Raw genomic sequence first — 1,341 nt, 5'->3', positions numbered from 1 at the left:
GGTACCGTCAAGAATCTTGCGCACTTTTCCGACAGCCTCATAAGCCCGCCGTCCGGTGCGGCTACCCCTCCAGCAGAGTCACGTCCAGATAGCGCCTCGAGCCCCACTCGCTCTCGGCCACGTACTTGAGCCTCGCGGTCACGAGCATGAGGGCGCTCTTCCCGTCGGGGAACGTCCCGACCACGCGCGTGCGCCTGCGGATCTCGCGGTTCAGGCGCTCGATGGCGTTGTTGGTGCGTATGCGCCGCCAGTGCTCGCGCGGGAAGCGCGTGTACGTCAGGGTCTCGGCGTATCCGTCGCGGACGACCTTCGCGGCCTCCTTCAGCCTCATTGAGTCGAGCTCGTCGGCCACCTCGAGGGCCTTGGCCTCGGAGGCCTCGCGCGACTCCATGGCGTGTATGGCCTTGAGCATCGCGGCCGCCTTGGGCCTCTTGGACTTGGGCACCTTCGCCAGCGCGTTGCGGTAGAAATGGACCGTGCAGCGCTGGTAGGCGGCGTTCGGGAAGACCTCGGCGATCGAGCCGACCATGCCGGCGGCCTTGTCGCCGGTGAACATCCTGACCCCGCGCAGCCCGCGCGACTTCAGCCACGAGAGGAACTCCCGCCAGCACTCGGCCGACTCGGTGAAGCCCTCGGCGGCGCCTATCACCTCGCGGTAGCCGTCGTCGTTGACGCCTATCGCCACCATCACCGCCACGTTCTCGTAGCTCCCGCCCCAGCTGCGCTTCAGGTAGATGCCGTCGACGTAGACGTAGGGGTAGGCGCGAACGAGCGGGCGGTTTCGCCACTCCTCGACCGCGGCGAACGCCTTCTCGTTCAGGTTCGAGACGGTCGCCGCCGACACGCTCGACCCCCACAGGATCTCGGAGACGTCCTCGATCCTGCGCGTCGAGACGCCGGCCAGGTACATCTCGATCATCGCCTCCTCGACGCTGGTCTCGCGGCGCCGGTAGCGCTCGATGATCGCCGTGGTGAACCTCATCCCCTTGAGCTTGGGCATGCGCAGCGTGACCTCGCCGGACGTCGTTGCCAGGCTCCTGTCGTAGTGGCCGGCCCGATAGGCCTCGCGCCCCGCGGCGCGCTCGTAGCGCTCCGCGCCGACGAGGTCGCCCGCCTCCTCATCCAGAAGGCCGTTCAGGGTGTCCTCGACCGTCTTTCTCACCAGCTCGCGCAGATCGGACTTCAGGCTCTCCTCGTTCAGTGTTACGATTGGCTCGGGCATGGCTCTCCTCCAATATGCTTCTTGTCTCGACAACTCGAATCATACCGGGGCGGGCCGTGCCCTCCTTCCTATCTGGACGCTATCCTGCTGTCAAAGTGCGCAAAAAATTGTACGTTACC

At 66.0% G+C, this 1,341-nt stretch carries 1 protein-coding gene; it reads right to left on the bottom strand.

Going from position 1 to position 1,341, the window contains the following annotated elements; translation table 11 throughout:
• Positions 1 to 61: 61 nt before the first annotated feature.
• Entirely contained in the window at positions 62 to 1,222 is a 1,161-nt protein-coding gene (locus C2L71_RS11825) for an IS256 family transposase (RefSeq protein ID WP_087198813.1), read from the bottom strand.
• Positions 1,223 to 1,341 lie beyond the last annotated feature (119 nt).

The organism is Enteroscipio rubneri (assembly GCF_002899715.1).
Taxonomy (GTDB): domain Bacteria; phylum Actinomycetota; class Coriobacteriia; order Coriobacteriales; family Eggerthellaceae; genus Enteroscipio; species Enteroscipio rubneri.
The sequence above is the reverse complement of the archived record's forward strand: the minus strand, read 5'-3'. Positions and strand labels throughout refer to the sequence as shown.

What these genes read in the sequence shown, in the direction of transcription:
- C2L71_RS11825 (WP_087198813.1), bottom strand. Translation starts at nt 1,222, where the DNA reads ATGCCCGAGCCAATCGTAACACTGAACGAGGAGAGCCTGAAGTCCGAT.